The 24,358-nt window shown below is 70.9% G+C and carries 22 protein-coding genes and 1 tRNA gene; 4 read left to right on the forward strand and 19 right to left on the reverse strand.

Annotation, left to right across the window (positions count from 1 at the left end):
• Positions 1-34: 34 nt before the first annotated feature.
• Together H030_RS35500 and H030_RS40735 are read right to left on the reverse strand one after the other, a co-directional pair.
• Positions 35-712 carry an RES family NAD+ phosphorylase gene (locus H030_RS35500; protein WP_051223803.1) on the reverse strand — a complete coding sequence of 226 codons (678 nt, stop codon included), beginning with the start codon at positions 710-712 and terminating at the stop codon, positions 35-37.
• On the reverse strand, positions 709-1,101 hold the full coding sequence (locus H030_RS40735; RefSeq protein WP_027008365.1) for a hypothetical protein: 393 nt from the start codon (positions 1,099-1,101) through the stop codon (positions 709-711). Before H030_RS40735 ends, H030_RS35500 begins: the two co-directional genes overlap by 4 nt.
• 172 nt (positions 1,102-1,273) lie before the next feature.
• On the opposite strand from H030_RS40735, the gene H030_RS0126615 reads away from it, so the two are divergent.
• The gene (locus H030_RS0126615) at positions 1,274-2,164 is read left to right on the forward strand and encodes a hypothetical protein (RefSeq protein ID WP_027008366.1); all 891 of its coding nucleotides are present in this window, start codon (positions 1,274-1,276) and stop codon (positions 2,162-2,164) included.
• A complete protein-coding gene (locus H030_RS35505) occupies positions 2,165-2,641 on the forward strand; it encodes a type II toxin-antitoxin system VapC family toxin (protein ID WP_035130239.1) in 477 nt (158 codons plus the stop codon).
• A gap of 421 nt (positions 2,642-3,062) precedes the next feature.
• Here H030_RS35505 and rpmA read toward each other — a convergent pair whose 3' ends face one another.
• From rpmA to H030_RS35520, 10 genes are all read right to left on the reverse strand, one after another.
• Positions 3,063-3,323 (reverse strand): 50S ribosomal protein L27, encoded by a 261-nt coding sequence (gene rpmA, locus H030_RS0126625; protein ID WP_027008367.1) that lies wholly within the window; start codon positions 3,321-3,323, stop codon positions 3,063-3,065.
• Positions 3,324-3,335: 12 nt separating this feature from the next.
• Positions 3,336-3,641, reverse strand: a complete 306-nt coding sequence (gene rplU, locus H030_RS0126630) for a 50S ribosomal protein L21 (protein WP_027008368.1) — start codon at positions 3,639-3,641, stop codon at positions 3,336-3,338.
• A gap of 8 nt (positions 3,642-3,649) precedes the next feature.
• Entirely contained in the window at positions 3,650-5,584 is a 1,935-nt protein-coding gene (locus H030_RS35510) for an Rne/Rng family ribonuclease (RefSeq protein ID WP_051223804.1), read from the reverse strand.
• Between the two features lie 21 nt (positions 5,585-5,605).
• On the reverse strand, positions 5,606-6,811 hold the full coding sequence (rodA, locus tag H030_RS0126640) for a rod shape-determining protein RodA (protein WP_027008369.1): 1,206 nt from the start codon (positions 6,809-6,811) through the stop codon (positions 5,606-5,608).
• The gene (locus tag H030_RS0126645; protein WP_027008370.1) at positions 6,808-8,910 is read right to left on the reverse strand and encodes a penicillin-binding transpeptidase domain-containing protein; all 2,103 of its coding nucleotides are present in this window, start codon (positions 8,908-8,910) and stop codon (positions 6,808-6,810) included. Before H030_RS0126645 ends, rodA begins: the two co-directional genes overlap by 4 nt.
• Positions 8,910-9,479: a rod shape-determining protein MreD gene (gene mreD / locus H030_RS37960; RefSeq protein ID WP_027008371.1), complete on the reverse strand. Its 570-nt coding sequence runs from the start codon at positions 9,477-9,479 to the stop codon at positions 8,910-8,912. Before mreD ends, H030_RS0126645 begins: the two co-directional genes overlap by 1 nt.
• Positions 9,479-10,372 carry a rod shape-determining protein MreC gene (gene mreC, locus H030_RS0126655; RefSeq protein WP_027008372.1) on the reverse strand — a complete coding sequence of 298 codons (894 nt, stop codon included), beginning with the start codon at positions 10,370-10,372 and terminating at the stop codon, positions 9,479-9,481. The genes mreD and mreC overlap by 1 nt, the downstream gene beginning before the upstream one ends.
• A gap of 39 nt (positions 10,373-10,411) precedes the next feature.
• The gene (locus H030_RS0126660; protein WP_027008373.1) at positions 10,412-11,461 is read right to left on the reverse strand and encodes a rod shape-determining protein; all 1,050 of its coding nucleotides are present in this window, start codon (positions 11,459-11,461) and stop codon (positions 10,412-10,414) included.
• Between the two features lie 180 nt (positions 11,462-11,641).
• A complete protein-coding gene (locus tag H030_RS0126665; protein ID WP_027008374.1) occupies positions 11,642-13,618 on the reverse strand; it encodes an FG-GAP-like repeat-containing protein in 1,977 nt (658 codons plus the stop codon).
• A gap of 70 nt (positions 13,619-13,688) precedes the next feature.
• Positions 13,689-16,883, reverse strand: coding sequence for a M14 family metallopeptidase (locus tag H030_RS35520; protein ID WP_051223805.1), 3,195 nt, complete (start codon positions 16,881-16,883; stop codon positions 13,689-13,691).
• 245 nt (positions 16,884-17,128) lie between these two features.
• On the opposite strand from H030_RS35520, the gene H030_RS0126675 reads away from it, so the two are divergent.
• Positions 17,129-17,845, forward strand: coding sequence for a hypothetical protein (locus tag H030_RS0126675; protein WP_027008375.1), 717 nt, complete (start codon positions 17,129-17,131; stop codon positions 17,843-17,845).
• A gap of 19 nt (positions 17,846-17,864) precedes the next feature.
• Here the strand turns inward: H030_RS0126675 and H030_RS0126680 are convergent.
• From H030_RS0126680 to H030_RS0126710, 7 genes are all read right to left on the reverse strand, one after another.
• Positions 17,865-17,939 (reverse strand) — tRNA-Arg (locus tag H030_RS0126680).
• Between the two features lie 21 nt (positions 17,940-17,960).
• Positions 17,961-18,542, reverse strand: coding sequence for a Maf family protein (locus tag H030_RS0126685; RefSeq protein WP_027008376.1), 582 nt, complete (start codon positions 18,540-18,542; stop codon positions 17,961-17,963).
• A gap of 13 nt (positions 18,543-18,555) precedes the next feature.
• Entirely contained in the window at positions 18,556-18,960 is a 405-nt protein-coding gene (ndk, locus tag H030_RS0126690; RefSeq protein WP_027008377.1) for a nucleoside-diphosphate kinase, read from the reverse strand.
• Between the two features lie 49 nt (positions 18,961-19,009).
• On the reverse strand, positions 19,010-19,537 hold the full coding sequence (locus H030_RS0126695; protein ID WP_027008378.1) for a zinc ribbon domain-containing protein: 528 nt from the start codon (positions 19,535-19,537) through the stop codon (positions 19,010-19,012).
• Between the two features lie 93 nt (positions 19,538-19,630).
• Complete coding sequence (locus H030_RS40545; RefSeq protein WP_269208560.1) at positions 19,631-19,759, reverse strand: hypothetical protein; 129 nt, start codon at positions 19,757-19,759, stop codon at positions 19,631-19,633.
• Complete coding sequence (locus H030_RS35525) at positions 19,756-21,012, reverse strand: bifunctional folylpolyglutamate synthase/dihydrofolate synthase (protein WP_051223807.1); 1,257 nt, start codon at positions 21,010-21,012, stop codon at positions 19,756-19,758. Before H030_RS35525 ends, H030_RS40545 begins: the two co-directional genes overlap by 4 nt.
• A gap of 21 nt (positions 21,013-21,033) precedes the next feature.
• Positions 21,034-23,565, reverse strand: coding sequence for a valine--tRNA ligase (locus H030_RS0126710; RefSeq protein WP_027008379.1), 2,532 nt, complete (start codon positions 23,563-23,565; stop codon positions 21,034-21,036).
• Between the two features lie 16 nt (positions 23,566-23,581).
• Between H030_RS0126710 and H030_RS0126715 the strand changes: the two genes are divergently transcribed.
• Positions 23,582-24,358, forward strand: a complete 777-nt coding sequence (locus H030_RS0126715) for a class I SAM-dependent methyltransferase (protein ID WP_027008380.1) — start codon at positions 23,582-23,584, stop codon at positions 24,356-24,358.

Consider the following 24,358-nt stretch of genomic DNA (forward strand, 5'->3'; position numbering starts at 1 on the left):
ACCGCCGATGGGCTTCGGGTCCGCCTCGTAGGGCTCAGCGCAGCGTCAGGCCGAGGGTCGCGAGCGCGGACTGGAGGTCCGGATCGTCGGCGCGCAGCTTCTGCGCGCGAGTGATGACGCGCTGCAGCGGAGCCGGCTCGAAGAGCGCCCAGTTGACGATGTCGTCGCCGAGGCGGGACGGGTATCTGAGGCCCGCGAAGCCCTGGTCGTAGACGTAGCGCGAGATCTCCTGGGTCAGCGCGCGCGGGGCGCGGGTGCGGAGGTCACCCGCGTCGAAGTCGTCGAGGCCGTAGTGCACGAGGCGCTTGGCCAGCGCGGTTCTCAGGTGCGCGATCGAATCCGAGTGCGCGACGTCGGCGAACCTCGCCTGCGCCACGCTCGCGACGCCGATGCAGCGGTTGGTGAGCCATCCGCTCGGCACCACGCCCGCGGGGATGGTCGGCGCGTCGCCCTCGCTCCCCGCGATCGCCGCCAGCTCGGCGACCACCGCGAGGTCCGGCCGGAACCGCGCAAGCGTCTCGACGAACGTGCCGAATCTCTGACCGCTCGCGTAGACCACGCGGTACAGCCCGAGCGGGTCGTCGTAGCGGTTGTCGAACGTCCCGTCCGGCCCCGCGAACTCCCACGGCGGCAGCGCCCACGCATCCGGCGGCCGGCCCAGCCGGTAGAGCAGCTCCGGTGCCCCGACCGCGCGCAGCTCCGGGACGCTCACCCGCCAACCAGGAACGCCCGCTGCGCCGCCACGATCATCGGCCCCACCTCGTCGAGCGCACCCTCGCGCAGCAACCGCGCCGGCGACCGGTCCTCCAACTGCGGGTTCAACCCCTGGAACCACGCCTGCGCGATCTCCGGCGAGTCCGCCGCGACGATCGGGATCGTGATCCGCAACGCGAACCGCAGCCGCTGCTGCGTCTCATCGCCCGGCGTCCGCTTCCCCTCAACCCACTCGTTCACCGCCCGCGTCTCCCCGACTCCCGCGAGGTACGCGACCAACCGGGCCCCCAGCCCCTCCCGCAACTCCCCAACGACCTCCGGGAACGCCGCCCGCGTCGCACGAGCATGCGCATCAAGGTCCGGCCGACTGCGTTCGATTGTTGCCATGGTGATTGACATGCTAGTACCACCGCCAATCACAGTCCAATCACACAACAGATCACAGAGCTACCACACACGACGATTCTCTCGTCGTTTGCCACGAAAGGCATGAGGCTTGTCGCCAGATGGCCTGCATCTGCCCACTCGCCACTGACGAGGCCGTACCGTTCGCTTGGCGATGGCAGAACTCGTTCTCGATCTCCACGGAACACGGGCACGCGAAGGCGTCGACATCGACGCGTTCGAAGCGTTCCTCGTGCATTTCCGGTCGGCGCTGCGCGAGTTCGACAGAGCCAGCCAAGGGAAGATCGCACGGAAGAGCGGCCGGCCCGCAGCGCGCGACAACGCCGCTTCGGCGTTTCGCATGGTGGCGTTCAGGACCGGAAGCGGGATCGCGACCCTGGAACCCAGCCTCGCTGCCACGGAAGACGACGACCTGGCGCTCGACGCCGGCGAACCGCTGGCCGTCACGACACTCAGCCGGATGCTCGACGACATCGAGGCGGGCCGCAGGCTTGCCGGACCCGTTGTCGAAGCTCTCGGCAGCGCTCGTCGTGCTCTTGGGGAGGACGGCAGCTTCGGCGTCGAGCTGTCCAGGGGCGGCGCGCGCCCACGCGTGATGATCGACCGTGAACGCATCGAGCAGATGAGCCAGGCGACACCGGCCGGCCCCGAGGCGCCGTTGACGGTCACCGGCCGCCTGCACCTGATCGAGGCGGATCCGCCGAACCGACGGGTGCAGGTCCGCGGCCAGGACGGAACAGACTGGACCGGCACCTATCCAGATCACCTTCACGATCTCGTCCTCGGACTGATCGAGCGAGTGGTCCGCGTGACCGGCATCGGGCGTCGCATGTCGCCCGCGACGGGCCGGCTGCAGATCGACGAGATCGATCCGATCGCGGAGCCGACGCAGGACTCGCTGTTCAGCATCGAGATCGTCCCGGCCGCGCATCTGCGGGAGGACCAGCACGTCGACGGGCCTCAGGGACTCGCCGCCATGGCCGGCCGCTGGCCGACCGATGACGAGGAGGCCGCGCGTTTCCTCGAGACGATCCTCGGCGAGTAGATGGGCGGCAACGAGGCGGCGGCGGCCGCCGAGAACATCCTCTGCGACACGTCGTTCGTCAGCGTCGTGCAGGTCAAGGGTCCGCTGGAAGGCTGGCCCGCCAAGACGCGCGAGCGTCTGACCGCGGCGATCCTCGGCATCAGCGTCATCACGCTCGCCGAGCTTCGTGACGGGCACATCTCCGCCGGTTGGGGCACAGCGCGGCGAGCCGATGCAGAGCAGCTGATGGCCGCGTACCTCTGGGTGCCGCTCGACCTCGCCGTGATCGACGAGTGCGCTCAGCTCCGCGCGTCCTGTCGTGCCAGCGGCGTCGCCGTCCCCGACAACGATCTCTGGATCGCCGCCACCGCGAACGTCCGCAGGTGGCCGTTGGTGTCATGCGACAGGCACTTCGACGTCATTCCGGGCGTCGATCACATCTACCTCGATCCTCCGCCGAAGCGTCACAGGACACCTCCGCATCGGCGCGACGGCTAGACCAGAGCCGCGAGCCCGGCCGCGGCCGGTGACGGGCATCATCGGACGGGTGACGATGCGCGCGTTGCGAGTTGGCGGCGATGGCGGACGCTAGGTACAGCCACGAAGTGCCGCGGGGGTTCGATACCGATAGGCAGGCCGGTGGCGGCGCCGCTGAGGAAGGTCGCGGCCAGGAGCGGTGGTGGCGCCGCGGCAGTGGAGGCGCGTGTGCCGAGAGGCGGCGATGGCGGACGCTGTGCGCAGCCTCGAAGTGCCATGGGGGTTCGATACCGGTAGGCAGGGCGATGGCGGTGTCGCTGACGACGACCGCGGCCAGCGGCGGTGGTGGTGCCACGGCAGTGGAGGCGCGTGTAGCGACGGCGGTTAACGACGAACGGCCGGCGCAGAAGCGCCGGCCGTTCGGAAACTCGGTGCGGAGAGGCTAGGCCGCTTCGTCCGGCAGGACCGACACCACGCGGCCGCGGCGGCCGGTGCGGAAGTCGACGGTGCCCGGCGCCTTCGCGAACAGCGTGTCGTCCTTGCCCATGCCGACGCCCTCGCCGGCCTTGAACCTGGAGCCGCGCTGGCGGACGAGGATCTCGCCGCCGGTCACGACCTGGCCGGCGAAGATCTTGACCCCGAGGAACTGGGGGTTCGAATCGCGGCCGTTCTTGGAGGAGCCGAGGCCCTTCTTATGTGCCATGCCTTGTCTCCCCTAGCCCTTCGTGATCTTGGTCACCCGGATGCGGGTGAGCTCCTGGCGGTGACCGGCCCTACGCCGGTAGCCGCGCTTCGGCTTGAACTTGTTCACCCGCAGCTTGGGGCCGCGCAGGTGCTCGACGACCTCGGCGGACACGGCGGACTTGCCGAGCCTGTCGCCGAACAGGACGTCGTCACCCACGAGGGTGAGGGGCTCGAGGTCGAGCTTGGCTCCGGCTTCGCCAGGCAGTCGCTCCACGAGAAGGGTCTGGCCCTCCTCGACGCGGTACTGCTTGCCGCCGGTCTTGACGATCGCGTACATGGTTTCCGTTACTCCGAAGAAGTCTCTGCGGCTGTCTTGACAGCCGAACGGCGCCGTCCGCCTCTGCGGCCGCGGCGCCGAGGCCTCGATTCTAGCGACTCGTCGCCGGAACCGCTGTCCGGGTTCTCGTCGTCGTCCACATCCAGGAGCACGGCGGTCGCTGCGGTGCGCCCCGCCTCCTCGATCCGGACCAGCTTCTTGGACCCCACGAAGCGCCCGCCGTTGACCACCGAGATGATGTAGCCGTCGATCTTGGCGACCGCGTCGTCGACCTCGTACATGTGCGGCTCGATGATGTTGACCATCACCTCGTCGCCCTCCTTGAACGGGATCGCGCGCTCCTCGATGTCGTCGTTGGAGCCCTCCTGCGTGATCGCGAAGTGGTCCAGCGGCAGGCCCTCGGAGCCCTCGAAGTGGAAGATCTTCCCGGTCTCCTGCTCGAGCGCGTGCAGGACGCGCGCGCCCTCGCCGGTGAACTTGGCCGAGACCCTCGGGTTCACCTGGACGAGGAACGCCTCGGTCCCGCGCTTGGCCCGGGAGGCGAGCTCGCGCAGCTGGCGCTCGAACTCGATCGCGATCGTGTCCTCGGACTTGATGACGCCCTCGCCGTGGCACGTCGGGCACGGCCGGGACATGATCTCCCGGACGCCCTCGGTCACGTTCTGGCGCGTCATCTCGACCAGGCCGAGCTTCGAGATCTCGGCCGTGAACGTCTTGGTTCGATCCTCGTCGAGCGCCTTGCGCAGCGTCTTCAGCACGGCGTCGCGGTTCTTCGCGCGCGCCATGTCGATGAAGTCGATGACGATGATCCCGCCGATGTCGCGCAGCCGCAGCTGGCGGACGACCTCGTCGGCCGCCTCCAGGTTCGTGCGCGTGATCGTGTCCTCCAGGCGCGCCTGCCTGCCGCGCCCGACGAACGACCCGGAGTTGACGTCGATGACCGTCAGCGCCTCGGCGTAGTCGATCAGCAGGTAGCCGCCCGACGGGAGATCCACGCGCTTGCTCATCAGCCCGTCGATGACCTTCTCGACGTTCCAGGCCTCGAACAGCGGCTTGGACTCCTGCCACAGCTCGACCCGGTCGACCAGCTCCGGCGCCGTGCGCGAGAAGAACGACACCAGCCGGTGGTGCTGCTGCTCGTCGTCGACGATCGCCTTCTCGAAGTCCGCGCTGAAGATGTCGCGCACGACGCGGACGCTCAGGTCCGCCTCCTGGAAGACCATCGCCGGCGCCACGGTGTCGGCGACGCGCTTCTCCAGCACCTCGTGCAGCTTGAAGAGGTACTGCAGCTCGCGCTCGAAGTCCTGGCGCCTGGCGCCGTGCGCCGCGGTCCGGACGATCGCGCCGCCGCCGTGCAGGTCGAGGCCCTTGGCCTCGCGCCGCAGGCGGTCGCGCTCCCTGTCATCCAGGCGCTTGGAGACGCCGACGCCCTCGCCGGTGGGCGTGTACACCATGTACCGCCCGGCGATCGTCAGGTCCATCGACAGCCGCGCGCCCTTGGTCTTCAAGGGATCCTTGACGACCTGGACGACGACCTCCTGGCCCGGCCTCAGCAGCTCGCTGATCGACTTGCCCTTGGAGTTGACCCGCCCACGGCGCGCCACCTCCACGCCCGGGATGACGATCTCATCCACGTGCAGGAAGCCGTTCTTGTCGAGCCCGATGTCGACGAACGCCGCCTCGAGCCCGGGCAGGACGTTGTCGACCTTGCCCTTGTAGATGTTGCCGACGATCGAGCGGTTGCCGCGGCGCTCCAGGTAGAGCTCCGCGACGCGCCAGCCGTCCTTCTCGGACGCGCCGGCCCTCGCCCTGGTGGAGCGGCTCCGGCTCGACGACGCGCCGCTGCTCTTGGCAGCGGTGGTCGCGCTGGGCGCTCCCGTGGCTTCCATCAGCGCCACGCGGGTCTCCCCGCGGTCCACGCTGACGAGCACTTGCTTTCTCACGATGTACTGGTCCTTACCAAATCAGTGGCTCATGATGCGGCCCTTCGTCGAAGCCGACATACGTCCTTGGACGTAGATCGCCTGCAAAAGGCCGATCGCCAAGAGGGTTGAGACCACCGACGACCCGCCATAGCTCATGAGCGGAAGGGGGATGCCGGTGATGGGCATGATCCCGAGGGTCATGCCGACGTTCACGAAGACCTGGAACAGCAGCATCGCAACGATGCCGCCCGCCATGACGGCGCCGAACAGGTCCTTCGCCATGGTCAAGATGCGCAGCCCGCGCCATATCAGCAGCGCGTAGAGGCTCAGCACGAGCGCTGCGCCGACGAAGCCCCAGCGTTCACCCACGACCGCGTTGATGAAGTCGGTGTGGTGCTCGGGCAGGAAGTTGTCCTTCGTCTGCGTCGCGTGGGTCCCGCGCCCGGTCTTGCGGCCGGAACCGATCGCGATCAGAGACTGGTGCTGCTGGTAGCCCGCCTTGTTGGTGTCGGCGGACGGATGCAGGAACGACGTCAGTCGGTCCTTCTGGTACCCGTGGAGGACCTCCACCCCCGCGGCGGGCGCGATCACCAGCACCATGCTGATGGCCACGGCGCCGAGCGCCAGAAGCGCGAGGAAGTGGCGGACCGGAGTACCGGCGAAGAAGAGGGTGGCCAGCGAGATCGCCCCGTAGACGAGCGCCGAGCCGAGGTCCGGCTGGACCATCACGAACGCGGCCGGGATCAGGGCCAGCAGCATGATGCGGGCCGTGGTGTCCCACTCGTTGAGGCGCCTGGCGCGATCGGCCGCGAACGACGCGAGCGCGATCACGATCAGCACCTTGCCCAGCTCGGAGGCCTGGAACTGGAACGGGCCGAGCGCGATCGAGCGCTGCGCGCCCTTGGCGACCGACCCGAGGATCTTGACCGCGAAGATCGAGGCCATCAGGAAACCGTAGATCCACCAGCGCGCGCGCCGCAGCAGCGCGTAGTCGAAGCGGATCAGCGCCAGCGAGAGGATGCCGCCGACGACGAAGAAGATCGCCTGGCGCTTGAAGTAGTAGGTCGGGTCGCCGGTGATGTCGTCGACCGTCGAGTACTTGATCGCCGTCAGCGAGCAGCCCGCCAGGCCGAGGATGGCCAGCACGAGGACGAGGTCGAACGGCAGGGCGGCGCCCTGGACCCTGACGCGATCGCGCGGGGGCGCGTCGTCGATGTCGCGCAGCGGTGTGGAGGCGGCGCTCACCTGTCGCTGCTCTCCCCGCGGACCAGCTTCGGCGACACGCCGAACCACTTGGACATGATCAGCCGGACGATCGGCGCGGCGGTCGCGGCGCCGAAGCCGCCCTTCTCGACGGTGCAGACAACGAGGATCGGCTTGTGCTTGGGGTTGCCGGCGTAGGAGTAGCCGACGTACCAGGACTGGTCGAGCTCGACCGCCGCCGGGCCGTAGAAGCGCTCGGCGGTGCCGGTCTTGCCGAAGATCGGGTACCTGCTGCGCGGCCAGCCCTGGTCCCAGACCGCCTTGGACGTGCCGCCGTCCTTGTTGGCGGCCTCCGACAGGCCCTGCATGATGGCGGCGCGGTAGGCCGGGTCGATCCTGACCGAGCGCTTGGTCGGGTGGTCGATCTTCTGGACGTAGCCGCGGCTGTTCTCGGCCTCGAGGCCGAGGTGCGGCGTCGGGACCAGCCCGCCGTTGATGATCGTCGAGTAGGCGACGGCCATCTGCAGCGGCGTGGCCTGCAGGCCGCCCTGACCGACGGCGAAGTTCGACTCGTCGCCCGGGTTCCAGGAGCTGTCGAGGAACGCGATCCCGCAGAACGCCTTGTGCGTCCTCTTGCGGCACTTGCGCTCCTCGTTCTGGAGCTCCTTGACCTTCTCCGGGCTCGGGATCGCCCCGGCCTGCTCGTTGGGCAGGTCGACGCCGGTCTTGCGCGCGACGCCGAGCTTGTGCGCCCACTGCTGCAGCGGCTGGCTCGGCAGCTTGTCGTACAGCCGCTTGCCGAGGTCGTAGAAGTAGGTGTCGGACGAGACGCGCAGCGCGTCGATCAGGTTGATCGAGCCGTAGGACTGCCTGCCGGCGTTGCACGCCTTGTCCTGCTCGCGCGCACCGGTCCTGTAGCAGCCGGTGTCGTCGAAGATGCGCCCGACCGTCGTCGCGCCCGAGCTCAGGCCCGCCAGCGACGTGATCGGCTTGAAGATGGAACCGGTCGGATACGCGGACTCGTCAGCGCGGTTGACCAGCGGGTGGTCGGTGCCTGCGTCGAGGAACTTCTGGGCGTAGGCCCTGTCGGTCGAGTAGCGCCCCGGCGCGGCGTCGCGCGGGTTGTAGCTGGGGTTGGACCCCATCGCGTAGATCGACCCGTCCTCCGGGTTGAGCGCGACGAACGCGCCCGGCCTGCCGCCGCCGACCTCGTTGAGGTACCTCTCCCCCGCCTGCTGGAGCTCGAGCTTGAGCGACAGGTGCAGCGTCTCGCCCTGCTTGGGCTCGGTCGAGACCGTGGCGTTGCGGCGCTCGCCGGCGGCGTTGACGTCGATCCGGTACTTGCCGTCGGTGCCGCGCAGGTACTTGTCGTACTGGGCCTCGAGCCCGGTCTGCCCGATGTCGGTCCCGGCCACGGTGCCCCTGAAGGCCCTCGACCTCAGCTGGTCCCTGTTGATCTGCCCGATCGTGCCCAGGATCTGGGCGGCCAGCGTCCTCTGCGGGTACTGGCGCAGGTAGACCGACTCGACCACGACGCCGGGGAAGCGGTTCTGGCGCTCCTGGATGAACGTGCGCTGCGGCACCGGGATGTCGGTGCGGATCCGGACGTTGGCGTAGGGCACCTGCACGACGCCGTCGACCACACGGTTGTTGATGGTCTTGGGCGACATCTCCAGGACCTGGGCCAGGCGCCGGAAGCGGACCATCAGCGGCCCGGCGGCCAGCGGGCGCGCCGGCGCCGTGCCGGCCTGCTTGGTCCCCTTGGTCTTGCCGAGCCTGGCGATCAGCGCCCTCTTGTTCGTCGCCCACTGCCCGGCCTTCTGGCCGTAGGCGGCGATGTCGTCGCGGTAGCTGACCGGCAGGCTCTGCGGGTTGATCGAGACGACCGTCGCCTTGCGGTTCTGCACCAGCGTCAGCCCGGACGCGTCGACGATGTTGCCGCGCGGCGCGGCGATCACCGCGGTCCGGACGCGGTTGTCGCGCGCCTGGGCGAGGTACTTGTCGCCGTCCAGGACCTGCAGGTACCAGAGCCGGAAGAACACGATCCCGAACAGGATCAGCGCGATGACGCCCGCGCCGGCGACGCGCACGGCGAGCTGCGGGGTGATCGGCGGGCGGCCGGTTCCGGGTTCGAACGGCATCAGGCGCGGCTCAACGGGGACAGGCCACCGGTCGTGTACGCGCGCCGGCGCCGGCGGCGCGGGTCGTCGGGCAGCGCGGGCGCGAGCCAGCGGCGCACGAGGGCGAACACGGGGAGGGCGATGATGGCGTTCAGGACGATGGTGGCCAGGATGACGCGCAGGAGCAGGAAGCTCACGGGCGCGTCGATGCCCAGCATGAAGTTGAGGAGGCCGTAGCCGAAGGTGGTGATCGCGGTCGCCACGGCGCCGACGATCATCGGGACGACGACGGCCTGCGGGTCGCGCAGCTCGCGCAGTCGCCCTGCACCGTAGCCCGCGACGATGCACGTGAAGCTCGTCAGGCCCATCGTCTGGACCAGCGCGGCGTCGAACAGGAAGCCGACGCAGAAGCCGAAGATGGCGCCCGGGAGCGACCCGCAGAGCAGGCCGACGGCGGCGACGACCAGCGGCGTCAGGTCCGCCGAGGCGCCGAAGATCACGACCTGCGAGACCGCCGAGACCTGCAGCACGACGACCAGGACGCAGAGGACCGCGAGGCGCAGCGCGAGCTGTGGGGTCAGGCCGAGCATCAGCGGTTGGCGTCCACCTTGCGGGTCAGCACCTGGACGTGCTCGATCTGGCGCGGGTCGACGAACGGCTTCAGATGCGGGACCTGGTCCAGCGCCCCGGCGTCCTCGATGTGCGAGATGCGCCCGATCGGGAGGTCCGGCGGGTACAGCGACGCCAGCGCGCTGCGGCGCGCGACGGTCCCCGCGGTGACCACGAAGTCGCCCCGCCTGACGACCGCGCCGGCCGGGACGTTGTCCATGATCAGGTCGCGCGGGTTGCCCGGGCTCGGCTTGACGATCCCGGAGACGACGCCGTCGGCGGTGGTCGCCGCGACGGCGGTCGAGGAGTCGGTGATCAGGCGCACGACCGCGGACGAGCCGACGACCTGGTCGACCTTGCCGATCAGCCCCGCGTTCTCGGAGCCGTCGCCGTCGGCGGCGATCACCGGCTGGCCGGGCTCGATCCCGGCGCCGGAGCCCTTGTTGATCGTGATCTTCGCGAACCAGAGCGTCGGCGAGCGCGTCACGACGCGGGCGGAGACCGGGCCGTACGGGGTCAGGTCGTCGCTCGAGACCTGCTCGAGCTTCAGGTCCTTGCGGAGCCTCGTGTTCTCGGTGACCGCGGCCTGCGAGCGCTGCGCGGCGGCGCGGTAGCGATCGCGCTCGGCCTTCGCCGACTTGAGGTCGCCCTTGGCCGACACGGTGTCGCCGACCCAGCCGAAGCCGTCGCGCACGGGCCTGAGCGCCGTGCTGGCGAGGTCCTGCACCGGCGAGACGACCTCCAGGATCCCGCGCTGCACGCCGTGCAGCGCGCCCCCGGGGGGCTCGCGGAAGTACGCGGTGAGGAGGATCAGGGAGCTGACGACGAGGAGCGTGAGGACTCCTCGGCGCCGTCGCACCGTCTTGTCGTACATGTCGTACGCGACTCCAAGTTCGGTTCTCCTGGCGCGGCGCTAACGCTGCCTGCGCCGGCTCCGTGAGTTCTTGTTCGTCCGGTGGATCACTTCGAACTCCTCGAGCGAGCGGCCGGATCCGACCGCAACGCACGTCAGGGGCGACTCGGCGAGATGGCTCGGCATCTGCGTCTCCTCCCGCAGGCGCTCGTCGAGCCCCTGGAGGAGTGAACCGCCGCCGGCCAACATGATGCCGCGATCCATGATGTCGGATGCGAGCTCGGGCGGGGTGCGGTCCAGCGTCTCCTTGACGGCGTCGATGATCTGCGACAGCGGCTCTTCGAGCGCCTGGCGGATCTCCTCGGAGGTGAGGACGACGGTCTTGGGGAGGCCGGACACCATGTCCCGCCCGCGGATCTCGGCCTGGACCTCTTCGTCCATCGGGTAGGCCGAGCCGATCTCCAGCTTGACCTCCTCGGCGGTCTGCTGGCCGATCAGAAGCTTGTACTCGCGCTTGGCGTAGTTGATGATCGCCTCGTCGAGCTCGTCGCCGCCGACGCGGATCGACTGCGAGACGACGATCCCGCCGAGCGAGATCACCGCGACCTCGCTGGTGCCGCCGCCGATGTCGACGATCATCGAGCCGGTCGGCTCGCCGACCGGGAGCCCGGCGCCGATCGCGGCAGCCATCGGCTCCTCGATCAGGTACGCCTGGCGGGCGCCGGCGCTCAGGCACGCCTCTTCGACTGCGCGCTTCTCGACGCCGGTCACGCCAGAGGGAACACAGACCACGACGCGGGGATGCGCCCAGCGGTTCTGGTGGACCTTCTGGATGAAGTGCCGGAGCATCTCCTCGGTCACGTCGAAGTCGGCGATGACGCCGTCCTTCAACGGCCGGATCGCCTGGATCGTCCCGGGCGTGCGCCCGAGCATCCGCTTGGCCTCGATGCCGACCGCGTGGACCTCGCCCGTGCGCGAGTCGATCGCGACGACCGAGGGCTCGGAGAGCACGATGCCGCGCCCACGTACGTAGACGAGGGTGTTCGCTGTGCCGAGGTCGACGGCCATGTCGCGGCCACCGAAGCCGGTGAGGTAGCTGAAGAAGCCCATGCCGGAGAGGACGGAACGCCCGGAAGAACGAATGCGCACGCCCCGCGGTGGGGCCGGGGCGTTCGGGCGGTCCGCAGAGCAGAGTCTAGCGGACGCGCCGGCCCTGCCGGTTGTCACGAATGCCGCATTGCAGCGCGGAAAACGCTGCAAAACGCACGTGCTGCGGATAACTCTCCAGCGCTACTTGACGGTCAGTGCGATCGACGCGCGGGCTCGTCGGCCGTCTGCGGCGACCGCGTAGAGGTCCAGGCGGTAGGTGCCCCTGCGGGCGGCCCGGGACCCCAACATGCCGTCCCATTTGAGGCTGCCACGGCCTTCCCGACCCCTGGCCCGGACGATCTCGAGCGTGCGCGCGTGCTGCTTGACGCGCAGGACGAGCGACGCCGCGCGGCCGAGGGCGAAGCCGACGGTCACGGGCCTGCCCGACTTGGACGTCAGGACCCTGTGGCTCAGGGTGAGGATGAGGGTTGCCGGCGCCGTCCTCCTGGAAGGCTGCAAAGTGGGTGTTTTCGTGACTTGCGCGGGGGCCGCCGGCGGCGTCGCGGTGGTCGTCGTGGTGACCGTCGTGGCGGTCGTGGCGGTGGTCGAGGTCGAGCCCTGGTCGACGGTGGTCGAGGTCTCCCCCGCGCCGGTGCCCGAGAGCGCGACGGTGGCGGTCGCGGTGCCGCCGCCCGCGGTCGCGTAGCGGATCCGGAGCGACGCGTTCCGGTCGCCGGTCGCGCTGGGCGCGAAGCGCACGCGGACCGCGCAGGCGTCGGCGCCGCCGGAGGCGACGGTCGTCCCGGTGCACGCGTCGCCGGTGATCAGGAAGTCGTCGGCGGCGTCGCCGGTGGTCGTGACGTTGGTCACACGCAGCGCCGCGGAGGCGCCGGGGTCGGTGATCGTGACGGTCCGGGCGGCGCCGGTCCGCCCGACGGTCTCGGTCCCGAACGCGCCGGACAGCGCGCCGGACGGCGCGGCGGTGCCGACGTTCTCGAGCAGGCTGAGTCGGTCGGCGGCGCTGTCGGCGGTCGCGACGTCGAGCAGGCCGTCGCCGTCGAGGTCGGCGACGACGGGCGCGCGGGTGCCCGCGGCGGTCGCGCTCCAGGACGGGTCGGCGAACGCGCCGGTGCCGTCGCCGTCCAGGACGCCGGCCGTGCCGTTGGCGCCGTCGGTGACGACGACGTCGAGCGCGCCGTCGCCGTTGAGGTCGCCGGTCGCGATGCCGGTCCCGCCGAGCAGGCCGGTGACCGGGATCGTCGTGGCGGTGAGGCCGCCGTTGCCGTCGTTGCGCAGCAGCGTGAGCTGCGGCGCGGAGCCGTCGAGGACGAGGCCGTCGAGGTCGCCGTCGCCGTCCACGTCGGCGAGCGTGACCGCGACGGGGTCGGCGCCGACGGTGACGGGCGTGCCCGTGGCGGCCAGGGCGAGCGCGTGGCCGGTGGCGACCCAGGCGCTGCCGGTCCCGGCGTTGCGGGAGATCACGAGCGCGTCGGGCGTGCCGTCGCCGTCGAGGTCGCCCGTGGCGACGCCGGTCGCCAGCTGCGTGCCGGTCGCGCCGGTGGACGACGACGGGACGAGGCCCGCGGCGCCGCCGTTCTCGACGATCCCGAGCTGGTCGGCGGTGGTCGCCGTGGTGGACGCGGTGAGCGCGTCGAGGTCGCCGTCGCCGTCGAGGTCGGCCAGCGCGATGCCCGCGAGCTCGGTGCCGGAGACCGCCGTCGGCGTCCCGGCGGTCAGGACGCCGGTGCCGTCGCCGGCGAGCGCGACGAGTTGGTCGTCGTCGACGGTGCCCGAGCCGATCGTGGCGACGACGTCGGGGCGGCCGTCGCCGTTGACGTCGCCGAGCGCGAGCGCGCCGACGCCGCCGGTGGTGCCGAGGGCGTACGGGCTGCTCAGCGGCGCGGCGAACGCGCCGGCGCCGGTCCCGCGCAGGACCGAGACCGCGCCGGTCCCGCCGTTGGCCGAGCCCGCGACGAGGTCCGGCCGGCCGTCGCCGTCGAGGTCGCCGGTGACGAGCGCGCGCGGATCGGTGATCCCGGCGCCGAGCGCCAGCGTGCGGTGTCCGTCGAAGGCGGGCACGGCACCACCGCCGGCCGCGTGGGCGGCGGAGGCGGGGAGCGTGAAGGCAGCCGCGGTGAGCGCGGCGGCGAGCAGGGGGCGACGGCGGGACGGTTGCATCCACCCCACGTGATCGGCACCGGGCGCCGCGGCCTGAGCCGCGGCGCCCGCACCGTGCCTGTGGGCTCGATCAGCCCGCGCCGAGGTACCCGATCGCGTCCCTGACGAGCTGGGCCCGCCTGTCCGCGCCGGTCACGCCCTCGAGGCCGAAGCCCCAGTAGAGCGTGTCCTTGGTCGCCACGCCCGGCCCGTCGACGTACCCGACCGAGGTGGTCGAGATCCAGTCGTTGGCGTTGCCCGTGCTGCCCTCCGGCGCGCCCGGCACCGCCCAGCCGCCGAGGCCGTCCTCGAAGGACGTCTCCGCGGCCGTCGCACCGTCCAGCGTCACCTTCGTGTCATCCACGAAGACGCCGAGGCCCTGGGTCCCCGGATCGCTGATGTAGGTGATGGAGATCTCGACCTGCCTGCCCGCGTAGGCGGTCAGGTCGAAGTCCATCGGGACGAACCCACCGGAGTTGCCGGTGGCCCCGTTGAACACGCCGGACGTGCCGCCGTTGCTGCACGTCGCGTCGCCGGCGCCCGGGCTGCTCTCCGGGTGCAGGGTCACGTAGTGCTTCATGAACGGATGCTCGTCGGTGATCGGGATCTGCGGGCAGCTGTTGTCGCCCGACAGGTCGTCGCTCGTGTGGCCGTTGAGGTCCGGCAGCGTCGTCCAGTCGTCCTGGCCGACCGTGTGGGCCTCGACCGCGAGGTAGTCCCAGCCGGGCTCGGTGTCGTAGGACGCCGTGAACGACAGGTCGCCCCTGGTCTTGCCGGTCAGGTCGACCGTGCGCGACAGCCGCTTGTAGCTGTCGTCGGCCGCCTGCGAGAACGCGTAGTGCGTCCCGGTCGGCGGGTCGAACGACGGCGGGCGGTTGAACTTGATCGCCTGCCGCGAGTCGAACTGCGGGTAGGTGCTGACCGGCAGGATGCTCGACGTGGTCAGGAACGAGTAGACGTTGTCCTGGTTCCTGGCCGAGTCGTCGCCGTTGACCGTGAACTGCGCGGTCCCGAACGGGCCGCCGGCCTCCTCGAACGGGAGCGCCGCGGCCTGGTCGTTGTCGGCCGCCGCGCCGACGGGCAGGTAGGCCCCGAGCCAGTACTGCTGGAAGTCGTTGGACTCCACCACGCAGTTGAAGTTCTGGCCCGGCGGGTCGTCGTTGCCCGACGGATCCGTCTGGTTGGACTTGCAGAACGGGTTGGGCGGCGCGCCCAGCGGGTTGAACAGGAACTGGTCCCAGCCGCCCTGGAGGGCGAACTTGCCGGCGATCAGCGCCTTGCCGCCGTCGTTGAGGTAGTCGCGCACGCCGAGCACCTCGTCGTCGACGAGCTTGCTCGTGCCGGTCCCGCCGGGTTGCCCCGGCTCACGCACGTAGAGGTCCTCACCGGTCTCCCAGATGACGGCCTTGTAGTGCGACAACACGCCGAGCGCCGACGCCGCGGTGCGGCCGTTGGCGTCCACGTCGTAGACGTCGTGCGCGATGCCGGCGCCGGTGAGCGCCGCCTCGTAGTCGTCCTGGTACAGCGGGCCGGCGTACGGCCCGGAGCTGACGTCGGAGCTGTTGCCGGTGTAGTCCTCGGCCGCCATCAGCAGCACCTTGTTGCCGGTCGCCGACTTCAACGTGTAGGTGAACGGGTCCGACTGCTTGTTGCCCCTGCCGAACCACACCTTCACGCTGTCACCCGGATGGGCGCCGGAGACCTGGCCGCGCAGGCGGTGGTAGTAGGCGCCCGGCTTGCCGTAGCGCTCACCGCCGGCGTACTCGCTGAGCCCGCCGCGCTGGATGCGCCCGCCGTTGACCTGCCAGAACACCTTGACGTCGCCGAGCGAGCGCTTGGCGTTGACCTCGACGGTCTGCGGGTCGCCGGTCGAGACCGAGAACGTCGTCGGGACGAAGTCCGGCGCCGTGTTGCCCAGGTGCGACTGGGGCTGGTCGGGCTTGGCCGCCGACTTGACGAGGTCGAGCGCGAAGTCGAGGTTCTTCTGGAACTCGGCCTGCACCGCGTTCTCGTCGTCCTGGAACACGAAGCCGCCGGGCGGCAGCGAGTCCGGGCCGTCGACCGTCCCGCCGATGCCGGCGCCGGTGCCGCCGTCGAGCTCGACCGTGAAGGCCTGCGTGCCCCAGTTGTTGTAGGCGTCGCCGGTGACGTCGCCGTTGGTGGTGTACAGCTCGGCCGAGACGTCGGGGTCGAAGCCCGGGACGGCCGGATGGTCGTCGTCGCCGGCCAGCGCCTTCATCAGCGGCGCGTCGGTCGCCTCGGTCTCGACCTGCCAGCCCTCCGGGTACAGGATCAGCTGCGCGAAGGAGTGGTAGTCGATGAGGAACCGCGGCCTGAGCTTCTGCTGCAGCCCGCGTGCCGCCTGGACCTCGGGCTCGGACGCGGGTCCGCTGCCGTGGTAGGTCTCGGTCGAGGGGTCGTCAGAGGCGCCCTCGAGGTCGTAGTTCCACTTCTCGGGCCAGTTGCGGTTCGTGTCGACGCCGTCGTGGTTGGGGTCGATCACGCCGTCGCCGTTGACGTCGCGCAGGTTCTTGCGCCACAGCCGCGTGCCCTTGGCGGTGAAGGTGTAGTCGTAGCCGTCCGGGTTCATCATCGGCATGAACCAGACCTCGTTGGTGTTCAACAGCCGCTTGACGTCGCGGTCGCGGCGATGGTCGACGAACCACTGGAAGAGCCGGCGGTTGACCTCGGCCGAGATCCACTCGCGTGCGTGCTGGGTGGACTCGAACAGCGTCACGGGCCGCGCGCCGTCGCGCAGGTCGCGCGCGTCCGCGGTCATCTTGTAGGCCTTGATCGGCTGCCCGAGGATCGAGTGGCCGATCGTCTCCTCCTTGATCAGGTCCGGGTAGCGCGAGGCGAGGTCGTGGTACCAGTTCTTCAACGGCACCAACGGCGTCGAGCAGCGCGTCGGGCACGCCGCGGGCTTCAGGCTCCACGGGCGGAAGACGTCGTAGCCGTGGGTCGGGTTGGTCAGCGGCGTCGGCGGCGCCGCCATCGCGCGGGCCTGGGAGAGCGCCTGGACCTGGGCGCCCTTGTCGCGCAGCGCCTGCGCCTGGGCCGGCGTCGCCACGATGCCGAGCTTGCCGTTGCCCAGGCCCTTGACCTCGTTGAGGTCGTAGCCGGCGCGCGCGAGCTCGTCGGTGGTCACGCGGCCGCTGACCGCGTACTGGTTGAGCGGCTCGACCGTGCGGTCGGCGGCCTGCGCCCCGCCCACGGCAGCCGTCATCGTCGCGGCGATCGCCGCGATGCCCGCGCATGCTGCGCGGGCGGATCCTCGGATCTGCATGGAACCTCCCCGGGGCCTGCTCTGTGCCCCGCGTTCGCATGATGTGGTCGCGCGCGCTTTCGCTTGGACCAGCCGCGCGCACGGTGATCAGGCGACTGTATGGTCATGTGACCGGACCACGCAAGGTCTGATGAGCAACACACCGTGCTTCCGGTGTCAAAGCGTGACGAAAATGCCACGGGGTGTGGCAGGTCGAGCCCTAGGTGTGGGATCGGGACGCGGCGGTGCCCGTTCTCGTAGGCATCATGCGCCTTCGAATCGTCCTCACGCTCCTGGCCCTCGCGGCCGTCCTGCTGCCCGTCGCCGCCGCCGGCGCGGCCGACACGCACGCGCCCAAGGGCGCGCGGCTGGACTGGCTGCCGCGCGACGAGTGGGTGATGTCGGGCTGGCTGCCGTTCGACGAGGCGCGGCTCGACGTCGTCGTGCACACGAACCACGACGAGCTGGTGAGGTGGCTCGACGACCGCCGCACGCTCCTGCAGCTCGCGCGGGCCCACGGCGTCCCGGGCACGAGCGCGCAGATCGCCCACGCGCTGGTCGCGCCGCGGCTCGCACGGGTCCGGCCGGCGCAGCGCGCCGCGCTGCAGGCGCGGGCCGAGACGATGCTGACCCAGGCGCACCTGTCGCGCCACGTGCTCTTCCACGTCTTCCACACGCCCGCGATCCCGGACGCGGCGCGCGCGGTCTTCGGCGTCTCCCCCGCGCAGTTCCGGACGCTGCGCGACAGGGCGATGACGCCGACGACGATCGGCGCGCTCGGCGGCAAGTCGGCCGCGCACGTCAGGGGCGCGCTCTGGGCGCTGCTCGTGCAGCGCGCGCATCGCGGCGTCGCGCTCGGCGCGATGTCCTCGGCGGAGGCCGCGCACCTGCTCGACGAGCAGAAGGCGCAGCTGGGGCTCTACGTCGGCCGTGCGTTCCGGACACCCGACCAGCAGGTCGCGTTCCTCTGCACGCCGCACTAGCCCTGCAAAAGCGCTCAAGTACCCCCGACGGGACTCGAACCCGCATCTTCCGCTTAGGAGGCGGACGCTCTAAGACCGATTGAACTACGGGGGCGAGCGGCGTGGAGCATATCGCTCAGCGGTCGTCGCGCGCGAAGACGGACCGCAGGTCCTGCCGCAGCGTCAGGAGCGCGGCGACGGGCAGACCGACCACGTTGAGGTAGTCGCCCGCGATGCGGTTGACGAGCACGGCGCCGCGCTGCTGGATCGCGTAGGCGCCGGCGCGGCCCTGCCACTCGCCGGTCGCGACGTACCAGTCGATCTCGGCGTCGCTGAGGTCGCGGAACGTGACCTCGGTGATCTCGGTCGCGGTCCGGACCGCGCCGTCCTGCACGAGCGCCAGGCCGCTGACGACCTCGTGGGTCCGGCCCGACAGGTGGCGCAGCGTGCGCCGGGCGTGATCGGCGTCGGCGGGCTTGCCCCAGATCTGCACGCCGTCGGTGGCGACGAGCGTGTCGCAACCGACGACGAGCGCGTCGTCGCCCGCGCCCTCGGCCACCGCCAGCGCCTTGCGCAGCGCGTTCTCGGAGGCGACCGCGCGCGGCGCGCCCTCGTCCTCCTCGGCGACGTCGGAGACCCGGACCTCGAAGGCGAGGCCCAGGTCGTCCAGGATCGCGCGGCGCTGCGGCGAGCCGCTGGCCAGGACCAAACGGCTCACAGCGCGGAGGGTCCTACAGCTCCGGGAACCAGATCCCGATCTCGCGCGCGGCCGACTCGTCGGAGTCGCTGCCGTGCACGAGGTTCTGCCCGACCTCGATCGCGAAGTCGCCGCGGATCGAGCCGGTGTTGGCCTCCAGCGGGTTGGTGGCGCCGATCAGCTGGCGCGACGCCTTGACGACGTCGTCGCCCTCCAGCACGATCGCGACCAGCGGGGCGCTCGTGATGAAGTCGACGAGCTCGCCGAAGAACGGGCGCTCCTTGTGCTCGGCGTAGTGCGTCTCGGCCGTCTCACGCGAGGTGGTGACGAGCTTCAGCGCGGCGATCGTGAGGCCCTTGCGCTCGAAGCGCGCGAGGATCTCGCCGGTGAGGCCGCGCGCGAACGCGTCGGGCTTGACGAGGATGAGGGTCCGGGACACGGACGGGCTCCTTGAGGGGTTCGATTTCGGGAACTACGAGGACCGGACTCTACGAGCCGGACTCGGTCGCTGCGGCCTGCTCGAGGTCGCCGGTGCTGCGGCGCCGGCGGCGACGCGGCTGCGGCGTGACGCCCGGGATCTCCGACTCGCAGTACGGGCAGATCTTCCAGGCCGGGTCGAGCGGCTTCGCGCACGTGCCGCACGGGTCCTTGAGCTTGCGCAGGCAGTGCGGGCAGCGCAGGAACTCGTCCTTGACCTCGTGGTCGCAGTGCGGGCACAGCAGGTAGCCGGCACCGTGCAGGCGCGCCTCGGCGGCCTGCATCTCGAGCTCGCGCTCGCGGACGTCGTCCAGGTACTCCGGCGGGCGCACGATCATGTACACGATCGTCCCGACGAACGGGAACAGCGCCGCCGCCGTCGCGCAGCCGACGAGCATCGGGTCCTCGATGCGGCGTCGCGCGTCCGCGTACGTGTAGTAGATCAACGCGACGTAGATCACGACGAGGAAGAGGATCAGCAGCTTGACGGCCGTGTCGAGGCCGGAGCTCTGAATCCCGAAGACGTCTGCAACGGGCATGTGCACAGGAATCCTAGGGGGTGATGGGCCGCAGCGGCTCTGCTCCCCAACTGATGTTCGTACCCGATCGCGCGGGTCCTGCCCCGCTTGGCGCTACAGGAACAGGCGGCCGAAGAGGTAGCCGACGCCGAAGAAGATGAGGATGATGAGCGCGACGATCAGCGCCGCGGCCGCGATCATGACCGCGACGCGCGGTCCTTCGCTCTCCTGCTCTTCGCTCACAGGGTGCTCCGGGCGGCGCCCGCGGGGCGCAGCAGATCGGCGATGAGGTAGATCGAGCCGGTGGCCAGCGCGACGCCGTCGGGACCGGCCATCCGGCGCGCCTGCTGCAGCGCCGCGCGGGCCTCCCCCACGATCTCCACGGGCCCCGTGAAGCCGTGCTGGCGGCACAGGGATGCGAGCGTGGCGGGCGGCAGCGCGCGCGGCGACTGGGCGCGGGTGATGACGACGCCGTCGCACAGCGGCAGGATCGCGTTGAGCATCCCGGAGGTGTCCTTGTCGTCGAGGACCGCGAGGCAGGCGACGAGCCGGCGGCCGTCGACGAACTCCGGGAGCGCCTCGGCCAGCGCGGCCAGGCCGCCGGGGTTGTGGGCGCCGTCGATGACGGTGTCCGGTGCCGTGTCGATGACCTCGAAGCGGCCGGGGACGAGCGTGGACGCGGCCGCGGCGACGACCGCGGTGTCATCGAGCGGACGTCCGGTTGCGGTCAGGTAGGCGCGCGCGGCCTCGATCGCCAGCGTGAAGTTGCGCCGCTGGAAGGCGCCGCGGGCGAGGATCTCCATGCCCGCGCCGGGGTCGGCGGGCGCGACGACGAGGCGCGCGTGGCGGTCCTGCGCGGTCTGCTGCGCCAGCGCGAGGGCGTCCGGATGGAGGTCGGCGCCGATGATCAGCGTGGTGTCCGGCTCGAGCACGTCGAGCTTCTCGGTGGCGATCGCGGTGACCGTCGGGCCGAGCCAGCGCGTGTGCTCCAGGCCGACGTTGGTCAGGACCGACACGTCGGACTTCAGGACGTTGGTGGCGTCGAAGCGGCCGCCGAGGCCGGCCTCGACCACGACGACGTCGACCTCCGCGCGCGCGAACAGGTCGAACGCGGCGGCCGTGAGCAGCTCGAACTGCGTGACGTGGTCGTCGGGCTCGGCGGTCCGGTCGACCTTCGCGGCCGCGGCGGCCGCCCGCTGGACGGCGGCGGCGAACTCGGGGCCGGAGACGTCCGCGTCGTCGACCCGGACGCGCTCGGCGAACGTCACGAGGTGCGGCGACAGGTACGCGCCGACCCTGAGGCCGTGGCGGCGCAGGATCGCCGCGGTCATCCGGACCGTCGACGACTTGCCGTTGGTGCCGACGACGTGGACCGCGCCGAAGCGCTCCTGCGGCGAGCCGAGCGCGGTCAGCAGGCGGCGCATCCGGTCCAGGCCGAAGCGCATGCCGAACAGCTCGAGCGACAGCAGCAGGCGCTCGGCGTCCTGCAGGCTCATGGGGCGCCCGCGGTCCGCCAACTAGCCCAGCCCCTCCAGCTCGGCGCGCAGCTGGTCCAGCTTGGCGCGCTCGGCGGCGACGACGGAGTCGGGCGCCTTGGCGACGAACCCGGCGTTGTTGAGCTTGCCCTCGGCGCGCTTGATCTCGGCCTGGAGCGTCTTGCGGACGGCGTCGACGCGCGCCGCGGCCTCGGCCGGGTCGACGCCCTCCAGCAGCTCCACGAGCCCGCCGGAGACGCTGAGCGCGGCGACCGGCTCGCGGTCGTCGCCCTCGGTCGGGGTCAGGCGCGCGAGGCGCGCGACCAGCGGCGCCTCGCCGTCGAGGCCCTCGAAGCGCGCGGCCAGGACCTGGCCGGGCTTGATGCCGTTCTCGTCGCGGAAGCGGCGCGTCTGCTGCACGGCGTCGATGACGCGGGCGATCGCGGCCTCGGCCGCGCCGTCGCGCACGGCGCCGCCGTCCTCCGGCCCGAGCACGTGCTCGGCCAGCAGGCCGGTGCCGCCGACGTGCTCCCACAGCTCCTCGGTGACGAACGGGATGATCGGGTGCGCCAGGACCAGCGTCTCGCGCAACACGTACAACAGGTGCGAGCTGAGCTCCGCTGTGTACTCGCGGCCCTTGATCAGCTCCAGGTACCAGTCGCAGAGCTCGGCGTAGACGAAGTCGTAGAGGCCGAGCGCGGCCTTGGAGAAGTCGAAGGCCCTGATCCGCTCCTCGAACTCCTCGCGGGCGGCGGCCAGGCGCGACAGGATCCAGCGGTCCTCGACCGAGGCCGGCCGCGGCGCGGGCTCCGCGCCGTCGACCGCGTTGGTGACCACGAAGCGCGTGGCGTTGAACAGCTTGTTGGCGAGCGCCGCGCCCTGGGAGACCTTCTCCTCGCTGAAGCGCACGTCCTGGGTGGAGGACATGGCCAGCAGGCCGAAGCGGACGCCGTCGGCCCCGTGGGCGTCGATCAGGTCGACCGGGTCGATGCCGGTGCCGAGGGACTTCGACATCCGGCGGCCGTCCGGCGCCTGGATGACCGAGTGCACGTAGACGTGCTCGAACGGGATGTCGTCGGCGAACTCCAGGCCCATCATGACCATGCGGGCGACCCACAGGAACAGGATGTCGCGCGCCGTCGAGAGGACGTCGGTCGGGTAGAAGGCGCGTAGCTCGGGCGTCTGCTCGGGCCAGCCGAGCGTCGCGAACGGCCACAGCGCGCTGGAGAACCACGTGTCCAGGACGTCCGGGTCGCGGACCCAGCCGTCGCCCTCGGGCGGCTCGGTGCCGCAGTACACCTCGTCCTCGCCGCGGTACCAGACGGGGATCTGGTGGCCCCACCAGAGCTGGCGGGACACGCACCACGGGCGGATGTTCTCCAGCCAGTCGATGTAGCGGCGCGACTGCGACTCGGGGTGGATCCTGACCTTGCCGTCCTTGACCACCTGGATCGCGGGCGCGGCCAGCTCGTCCATCTTCATGAACCACTGCAGTGAGATCAGCGGCTCGATCCGCTGTCCCGAGCGGTGGGAGAACGGAACCGTGTGGGTGTAGGGCTCCTTGGCGCGGATCGCGCCGGCCTCGTCGAGGGCCTTGACGACGGCCTGCTGGGCCTCGGCGACCGTCAGGCCCTCGTACTCGGGGACGAGCGCGGTCATGCGGCCGTCCTCGCCGATGGCCGAGAGCTCCGGGAGCCCGTGCCTGCGGCCGATCTCGAAGTCGTTGGGGTCGTGGCCGGGCGTGATCTTCAGGCAGCCGGTGCCGAAGTCGGTCTTGACGTACTCGTCGGCGATGATCGGCAGCTCGCGCCCGACGAGGGGCAGCGTGACGGTCTTGCCGATCAGCGCCGTGTAGCGCTCGTCGTCCGGGTGGACGGCGACCGCGACGTCGGCCAGCATCGTCTCGGGGCGCACGGTGGCGACGACGACCTCGCCGCTGCCGTCGGTCAGCGGGTAGGCGATGTGGAAGAGCGTGTCGTCGGCCTCGCGCTCCTCGACCTCCAGGTCGCTGATCGCCGAGCCGGAGCCCGGGTCCCAGTTGACCATGTAGTTGTCGCGGTAGATCCAGCCCTTGTTGTAGAGGTCGACGAAGACCTTCAGGACGGCCTGGACGTAGCGCTCGTCGAACGTGAAGCGCTCCTCCTCGTAGTCGAGGGAGGCGCCGAGGCGCTTGAACTGCTCGATGATCGTGCCGCCGAACTCCTCGCGCCACTCCCACGTCTTCTCGATGAACGCCTCGCGGCCGATCGCCTCGCGCGACGTGCCCTGCGAGATCAGGCGCTTCTCGACCTGCGTCTGGGTCGCGATGCCCGCGTGGTCGGTGCCGAGGATCCACTTGGCGCGCTTGCCGTGCTGGCGCGCGTGGCGGATCAGCGTGTCCTGTATCGAGCCGTTCAGGGCGTGGCCCATGTGCAGCGCGCCGGTCACGTTCGGCGGCGGGATGGCGATCGAGAAGTTCTCGTCCGCCGTCCCCTCCGGGTCGGGATGGAACAGCCCCGACTGCAGCCAGCGCTCGACGATGCGCGGCTCCACCTCCGAGGGCTCGAAGCGCTTGCGGTCCTTCAGGCTCGACATGAGAGGATCGCAGTGTATGGACGATGAAGTTCGGCAGCCGCGTGAGTGGGACGCCGGCAGCTACCACGGCCTGGCGCAGCCCCACGAGCAGTGGGCGACGCAGATCCTCGACCGCCTGCCGCTGCAGGGCGACGAGGTGGTGCTCGACCTCGGCTGCGGGACGGGGCGGCTGACCTCGCAGCTGCTCGCGCGCCTGGGTCCGGAGGGGCGCGCGGTCGGGATCGACGGCTCCGCGCAGATGGTCGCCGAGGCGACGGCGCGCCTCGGCGTCGACGCCCGGACCACGTTCCTCCAGCAGGACCTCCTGGCGCTGTCCTGGGCGCCGCCCGCGGACGCCGCCGTCTCGAGCGCGACGTTCCACTGGATCGAGGACCACGACCTGCTCTTCCGCCGCGTGCGCGCGGCGTTGAGGCCCGGTGCGCCGTTCGTCGCCCAGTGCGGCGGCGCCGGCAACGTGGCCAACGTCGTCCGCGCGGTCACCGAGGTCAGCGCCCGGCCCGAGTACACCCAGTACTTCGCCGGCTGGCCCGGACCCTGGAACTACGCGACGCCCGAGGAGACCACCCCGCGCCTGGTCGCCGCCGGCTTCGCGCCCGAGCGCGTCTGGCTCGAGCCCTCGCCCCAGTACCCGGAGCCGCTGCGCGACTTCCTGCGCACGGTGTCGCTCGGCTCGCACCTGGAGCGCCTCCCGGACGAGCGCCACGACGCGTTCGTCGACGCGGTCGCGGTCGCGATGGAGCCGGACCCGGTCCACGACTACGTCCGACTGAACATCATCGCCCGCGCGGTTTGA

This window comes from Conexibacter woesei Iso977N (assembly GCF_000424625.1).
Classification (GTDB): domain Bacteria; phylum Actinomycetota; class Thermoleophilia; order Solirubrobacterales; family Solirubrobacteraceae; genus Baekduia; species Baekduia woesei_A.

Bases quoted from the DNA above. Each gene is read 5' to 3' on its own strand.
- H030_RS35525 (WP_051223807.1), bottom strand. From the start codon at position 21,012: ATGAGCCTGCAGGACGCCGAGCGCCTGCTGCTGTCGCTCGAGCTGTTC.
- H030_RS0126665 (WP_027008374.1), bottom strand. From the start codon at position 13,618: ATGCAACCGTCCCGCCGTCGCCCCCTGCTCGCCGCCGCGCTCACCGCG.
- H030_RS0126645 (WP_027008370.1), bottom strand. From the start codon at position 8,910: ATGCCGTTCGAACCCGGAACCGGCCGCCCGCCGATCACCCCGCAGCTC.
- H030_RS0126660 (WP_027008373.1), bottom strand. From the start codon at position 11,461: ATGGGCTTCTTCAGCTACCTCACCGGCTTCGGTGGCCGCGACATGGCC.
- H030_RS0126615 (WP_027008366.1), top strand. From the start codon at position 1,274: ATGGCAGAACTCGTTCTCGATCTCCACGGAACACGGGCACGCGAAGGC.
- rplU (WP_027008368.1), bottom strand. From the start codon at position 3,641: ATGTACGCGATCGTCAAGACCGGCGGCAAGCAGTACCGCGTCGAGGAG.
- mreC (WP_027008372.1), bottom strand. From the start codon at position 10,372: ATGTACGACAAGACGGTGCGACGGCGCCGAGGAGTCCTCACGCTCCTC.
- H030_RS0126675 (WP_027008375.1), top strand. From the start codon at position 17,129: ATGCGCCTTCGAATCGTCCTCACGCTCCTGGCCCTCGCGGCCGTCCTG.
- mreD (WP_027008371.1), bottom strand. From the start codon at position 9,479: ATGCTCGGCCTGACCCCACAGCTCGCGCTGCGCCTCGCGGTCCTCTGC.
- H030_RS35520 (WP_051223805.1), bottom strand. From the start codon at position 16,883: ATGCAGATCCGAGGATCCGCCCGCGCAGCATGCGCGGGCATCGCGGCG.
- rpmA (WP_027008367.1), bottom strand. From the start codon at position 3,323: ATGGCACATAAGAAGGGCCTCGGCTCCTCCAAGAACGGCCGCGATTCG.
- H030_RS40735 (WP_027008365.1), bottom strand. From the start codon at position 1,101: ATGGCAACAATCGAACGCAGTCGGCCGGACCTTGATGCGCATGCTCGT.
- H030_RS35505 (WP_035130239.1), top strand. From the start codon at position 2,165: ATGGGCGGCAACGAGGCGGCGGCGGCCGCCGAGAACATCCTCTGCGAC.
- H030_RS0126710 (WP_027008379.1), bottom strand. From the start codon at position 23,565: ATGTCGAGCCTGAAGGACCGCAAGCGCTTCGAGCCCTCGGAGGTGGAG.
- H030_RS0126715 (WP_027008380.1), top strand. From the start codon at position 23,582: ATGGACGATGAAGTTCGGCAGCCGCGTGAGTGGGACGCCGGCAGCTAC.
- H030_RS0126695 (WP_027008378.1), bottom strand. From the start codon at position 19,537: ATGCCCGTTGCAGACGTCTTCGGGATTCAGAGCTCCGGCCTCGACACG.